Raw genomic sequence first — 5,704 nt, 5'->3', positions numbered from 1 at the left:
CCCCGTTTTTGGTCTGTTCGGCTTGGCGAAAGCTAAAAACCAGCCGAAAAAAGTTCCGCAAGGAAGAAACGTAGTGAAAAAGGTGGAGATTTTTGAGTGCTTTTTACTCAAAAATACAACCTGTTCCTTGCGGAACTTTTAGCCCTCTATATATAGAGTGAGAAGAGAGAGAGTTTTAAAAGTAAAAAAAACCTTGATATATCAGTATTTACAAAGCTTTTCGTGTGTCACGAAATCATGACACATGTGTCATGAAATCATGACACACGAAAAGCTAAAAAAAATAGGATTGACGAATTGTCAATCCTAAAATAATTTATCTGGCAAATCTTTTAATATTTTCATTTTCATAGCCTTATAAAACATTACTTGAAGTGCTTCATTCACACTATCTTTATCTCCAGCGTAAATAATGTGTGGATTTACAAAGACCGCATATGCTTTAGCATTATTTCCCTCAACACCTGAATCCCCTTTGAATAAAAGACCCTTTTTAACTAATGAATTTATTGCTAAGCTTGTATTTTGTCTTGAAATGCCAATTAATTTTGCAATCTCTGAAACATTAGCAGGAACAGGATTTTTAGCTTTAATATCATGAACAATACAATTGCTCGAGAAAGCTATATAAGGTGTTATATCACTTAAAAATACTTTTTCTTTATTAGTTAAATATCCATTTTTATTTAAGAAACCTAGATTTTCTTGCAATGATTGAGCAAACCTCACTCTCGAATGTGGGCTTTTTTTAGTACCTATGTAAAGCTCTTTACCAGTTGCTTTTGCCATAGTTTCCATTGCTTTTTCTAATTCATCTTTAGAAACTTCATGATGATCTTGCTTAAATTTTTCATTTTCTATTTCTAAATCACGTATTCTTGCATTTTTCTCAACCTGTTTAAATTCAATAGTGTTTGGCATACTTTTCTCCTCGTTTCTAGTATTTACAACTAGCGAAGAGACTTCTATTTTGTTATTATGTAGTTAGATAAATTAATTTGAGTCTGAACACTCTAATTAATTGTATAACAGTAAAAAAAGCCCTTCTCCTATAGTTGTAGATTCGACAACTCAATTATAGCATGAATGGCTTTTTTTGTTGTATCTTGTCTGACTTTTTATATTTTCAAAATTAAATATATACATTTTTTTCTAAGTTTGATATCCTAAAAATGTCAATAAGACGAATACCTTATTACAACCATTAGCAAAAAATCCTTATTTTATAAGGCTTTTTTGCTTTTTAACATCTTTTTCAACTTGATATTTCAGAATATTCTAAAATATATTTTTCAAATTTAATAAATTAGATATATGTTAAGACATGATAAAATAAGTGGAAATAATATACATTCGTAAAAAAGGGGGCTATTTTGTGGACGTTCAAACAAAAAGTAATGAACAAATCACAAACATGTTAAATGACTGGTATATCGAAATTCGTGCTAGACATTTAGGTAATGCGCATAAATTAAGATTAGAAATTGATAAAAAAATCCATAACATAGAAGAAGACCAAAATCTACTTTTATACTATTCACTATTAGATTTTCGCCACCAATATCTAATCGATCATTTAAGTATTGGTAAGGATAGCTTCGACAAAATTGAATCTTTTAACACACCTACAGATAATCTTCTCTCATACTATTATTTCTTTTTTAAAGCCATACACGCAACTAGCATCGGAAACTACAACTTAGCAAGAGAATACTATGACAAAGCTGAAATAAAATTAAAAGAAATACCAGACCAATTGGAACACGCTGAATTTTATTATAAACTTTCCACATTTAGCTGCCACAATCAACAATATGTTCCGGCTATTAAACAAGCATCTAAAGCAAAAGAAATCTTTTCTAAATACAAAGGATATGAATTAAACATAGGCTATTGTAATAACCTTTCTGGATTATCATGCACACATCTAAAAGAATACGAATTAGCTGAAGAATACTTTATATCAGCAATAGATATATTCCAAAAAGAAAAAGAAGAACAAGCTATTTTATATGTTCGTCATAATCTAGGATTTATGTATGCAAAACAAAATTTATCAGAATTAGCAATTCGCTATTTATCCGAAGTTATTCAAAAATCACCAAATAACTACAGAGCAATCTTAATTGAAGCATGCGAACATGCAAAACTAAATAACAAAAACAAAGCATTAGAACTTCTCGAAAAAGGTCTAAAAATTAGTAATAACCTCAAAATTGAAGAATATCAACATCGATTTAAGATTTTACTAGCAATAAACAATGAAATACCTGGAGAAAAATTAGAACAAATAATATTAGCAGGAATGATCTATTTTGAAAAAGAAAATCTATATGAGTACATTGCCGAATATAACGAAACATTAGCAATAAAATTTTATCATGAAGATAATCACTCAAAAGCAAGTAAATATTTCTATTTAAGTTCAAAAGCAAGAAAAAAATCTCATAATAAGGGGGCTTTAAAATGAAAAAAACAATCCTAACATTAATGGGAATTATTACTGTCTTTACTTTAACTCTAAGCAATATCAATACTCCAAAAGAAAACAAAGACCCATCTATTCAAAAAATAATGCTAATGTCTGATGGAAACACAGGCGGTTAACCAAATAAAAGAAATAAAAGCCACTTTAAAGTGGCTTTTATTTCTTTTATTTAAGTTGAAAGTTCTATATTTTTTTTGATTTTATTGCATTTATTATAAGGAGAATAAGACTCAATACAATTAAAGGTAAAAACACTAAAACCTTTAAATCTGTAAATCCATTTGTATTAATCTCACTTATCACCAAAAATAATAAAGCAAAAAACACAATGATAACTAAAAAATACATACTAAATTTACTGTTAAATTTTTTCCCGATAACTTTATAAATCAATCCAATTATAAAAAGTAGGAATATAGCTATACCAATCTGTATCATTACGAAAGTCATTATCTCAACTCCTACTTAAAAAATACTTATCTTTTATTAGCGTAAATTTCTTTATCCAACCAACTAATCGTCATTACTGAACCACGTGAACTTGTGTGATCGCGTAATTCTCTATAACAATGATAATTTCCAACAGACATAATTACTGAAACTGCTGAAGCTATGGCTGCTGGTGGGAAAAATGGAGTTAATAATCCAGTAATAGCGGCTATACTTCCCCAATAAAATGACCCATCAGCAAAATTATTTTGCCATTGTTGGGATTCACTCTTTGACATATACCATTTAACGCCCCACCAATAAGAATCTACAGATGAATATTGAATTCCATCTTTAGCATTAAACCCCACTAAATTATTCATAGAACTATTTGCTAATGGAGTAGCTTCCAGTTTATTATTTTCTACATTTATCGTTGCATATCCTGCTTCAGTTGCCTGATTAATAGCTTGAATACCTCTTTGATAATGCTCATAAACAAAAGGACTAACCTGTTCTTTAACTTTTGAATCTAATTCTAATTGATTATGTTCATTTGGTTTAATATATTTACTAACAATAGCTACAGAATCAATAATTTCTTTAGATTGTTTTTCAGTATATTGAGTTCCCATCCCTTCTACAGATTTAAAATATTTTTTTGTTGTCTCTTGAATTTGATTTTTCTCAGATACAGTTGTATTTTCTTCTGCATGAGAAACAACCGGTGCTACCACTGGAAATAATAAAGCCGCTGAAAGTAATCCTGCTCCTAATTTTTTCATTTTCATAATATTCATCCCTTCATATTTAATTTCCAAATAATTAACATTTACATATCTGAATTTGTAAATTATCCCATTATCTGGTACATCATTATATTAACTTATACTTTTCAGAAAATAAACAAATTTAAGAATAATACGAATTAATATATTTCGACATTTCCTCAAAATACTCTTACAATCCAATAAAATTAATAGATTGAAATCAATCTTATTTAAATGACACTGATCCTATTCAACAAAAAATAAAAAAGTGCAAAATCTATCTACAGATTTCGCACCAAAAACAGATACAATCACTAGAAACATAGGAGAGTGTTTCACTACTCATTATAGCCCAAATCCTTACATTTTTGTGTTCTGATTTGAAAATATGTAAACATTCATCCTTTTATTTTTGAATTTTCTTTCTATTTTAGTTATACTAGACTATAAAGAAACTAATCTCCTTTAGGCTGTCAATAAATCTACAACCCAAAGACACCAAAAAAACCAATTCCCGTGTAATGGAATTGGTTTTTTTGTGCAATTCAGTCAAACAGCAACTTGAACCCACATTCTCAAATGTAGTCTTGTTAACTTTAACATAATTTCAATTACATAAACGTAAAAAATCTCTTTATATATAAATATACAAAGAGATTTTTTAGATGTAACCTTTAAAAAGTTATTTGTGATGGATATTTATTGTAGCATATTTAAATTTTTAGTACATTTTAAACAGCCACTAAATGACCACCAAAGGCCACTGGAAGGCCACAGAACAGCTATAAACGACCACTAGACGACCACAGATCATAGAAAAAGCGTACCAGCTAGAAATCTTTAGAAACCCAATAGGCACAGCCTATTTCACCACTTTTTATACAAAGTGGGATTCGGTTTCCTTATGCTCTTTTTTACAACATACCTTTTTCTAACGTTCCATGTCATATCCTTTCTGTCTACTTTTTACTTCTCTTGCATGTTCACGTTCAAATTGATTATCTACATCCTTTATATCCAATTCGTTCTTAATAAGTCCTCTAAACGCCTTAAATTGCTCTTTAAAGACTTTTTTCGTCTGTTGATATAAAACCTTTATATTAATCTGCAAGTCTCTTATATGAGCCTTTAACGAGCTTATTTCTGTTCTTAATTGTTTGTTTTCCTCTTGTAACTTTAAATTTCTCTTTTGAGAATCTTGAAGTGAATCGCATATTCCATCGACTGCCTCATGTAATTGTTTGTTTTCTTTTACAAGATCCGTTTTTTGCAAACTTTCATAATCGCTCTTTATAATAACCGCTGCATTCACTTTTTCTGTCATATCTCTCCATTGCTCACGTGTAACCACGATGTTTCCTGTTTTTTTCTCTATGATTTCTGGTTTTCCAAACAGTTTTGTTGTTACTTCTGTTTTTGTTTCTTCTCGCAAATAAGACATTGACACTGACTTATCCGGAATTTGGTTTCGAAACATTTCAAATTCCTGTTTCTTTTCTTTTATTTTTTTATCTAAACTCAAAAATTGTTGCTGAATTTTTTGTAACGTTTCATTCTGTTTTTCGATGTAGTTTGTGGTTTGTTGTAATTGATTATGCGTTTCCACTACTTTTGTCTTTAAATGCGTTTTTACATTGGATAACTGTTCCACTTCTACTTCTAAATCTTGTTTTTCCTTAAAGGCTTGAGGCGATAAATGTTTTTTCTCAGAACCTTCTCCCCGATCTACATCAAAACCTTTTTCCCGCATTTCCAACGGGAAGTCCTGTTGCAAAGATATCAATTCTTTTCTCGTAAACATATCTTTTGCGGACAAACGATTGTCTTCTGTAATTGGCATGACACCAATATGCATATGTGGTGTCGCTTCATCCATATGAACCATCGCATACAACGTATTTTGTTTCCCATAACGTTTTTGAATAAACACTAGTGAACTCTCAAAATAACGTTTCTGTTCCTCTAAACGTAATGAATGCATGTAATCAGGCGAAGCTGTTACTACAAATTCTGAAAG

At 29.9% G+C, this 5,704-nt stretch carries 6 protein-coding genes; 2 read left to right on the top strand and 4 right to left on the bottom strand.

The window, feature by feature from the left end:
- Positions 1 to 306: 306 nt before the first annotated feature.
- Positions 307 to 921, bottom strand: a complete 615-nt coding sequence (locus CQ064_RS32595) for a MarR family transcriptional regulator (protein WP_001133991.1) — start codon at positions 919 to 921, stop codon at positions 307 to 309.
- A gap of 454 nt (positions 922 to 1,375) precedes the next feature.
- Here CQ064_RS32595 and CQ064_RS32590 point away from each other — a divergent pair, with 454 nt between their 5' ends.
- Positions 1,376 to 2,470, top strand: coding sequence for a response regulator aspartate phosphatase (locus CQ064_RS32590; protein WP_000383146.1), 1,095 nt, complete (start codon positions 1,376 to 1,378; stop codon positions 2,468 to 2,470).
- On the top strand, positions 2,467 to 2,607 hold the full coding sequence (locus tag CQ064_RS33880) for a hypothetical protein (RefSeq protein WP_000751237.1): 141 nt from the start codon (positions 2,467 to 2,469) through the stop codon (positions 2,605 to 2,607). The genes CQ064_RS32590 and CQ064_RS33880 overlap by 4 nt, the downstream gene beginning before the upstream one ends.
- Before the next feature lie 64 nt (positions 2,608 to 2,671).
- On the opposite strand, the gene CQ064_RS32585 is transcribed toward CQ064_RS33880, so the two are convergent.
- From CQ064_RS32585 to mobV, 3 genes are all read right to left on the bottom strand, one after another.
- Positions 2,672 to 2,938 carry a hypothetical protein gene (locus CQ064_RS32585; RefSeq protein ID WP_000144827.1) on the bottom strand — a complete coding sequence of 89 codons (267 nt, stop codon included), beginning with the start codon at positions 2,936 to 2,938 and terminating at the stop codon, positions 2,672 to 2,674.
- 26 nt (positions 2,939 to 2,964) lie between these two features.
- A complete protein-coding gene (locus CQ064_RS32580) occupies positions 2,965 to 3,708 on the bottom strand; it encodes a hypothetical protein (RefSeq protein ID WP_000782444.1) in 744 nt (247 codons plus the stop codon).
- 910 nt (positions 3,709 to 4,618) lie between these two features.
- Positions 4,619 to 5,704, bottom strand: a 1,086-nt coding sequence (mobV, locus tag CQ064_RS32575; RefSeq protein WP_105559739.1) for a MobV family relaxase, incomplete at its 5' end; no start/stop codon positions are given.

Source organism: Bacillus sp. MYb78, from assembly GCF_002975115.1.
Taxonomy (GTDB): Bacteria; Bacillota; Bacilli; order Bacillales; family Bacillaceae_G; genus Bacillus_A; species Bacillus_A cereus.
Note: the sequence above shows the minus strand (reverse complement) of the source record. Positions and strands in the feature narration are given on the sequence as shown.

Bases quoted from the DNA above. Each gene is read 5' to 3' on its own strand.
- CQ064_RS32595 (WP_001133991.1), bottom strand. From the start codon at position 921: ATGCCAAACACTATTGAATTTAAACAGGTTGAGAAAAATGCAAGAATA.
- CQ064_RS33880 (WP_000751237.1), top strand. From the start codon at position 2,467: ATGAAAAAAACAATCCTAACATTAATGGGAATTATTACTGTCTTTACT.
- CQ064_RS32585 (WP_000144827.1), bottom strand. From the start codon at position 2,938: ATGACTTTCGTAATGATACAGATTGGTATAGCTATATTCCTACTTTTT.
- CQ064_RS32580 (WP_000782444.1), bottom strand. From the start codon at position 3,708: ATGAAAATGAAAAAATTAGGAGCAGGATTACTTTCAGCGGCTTTATTA.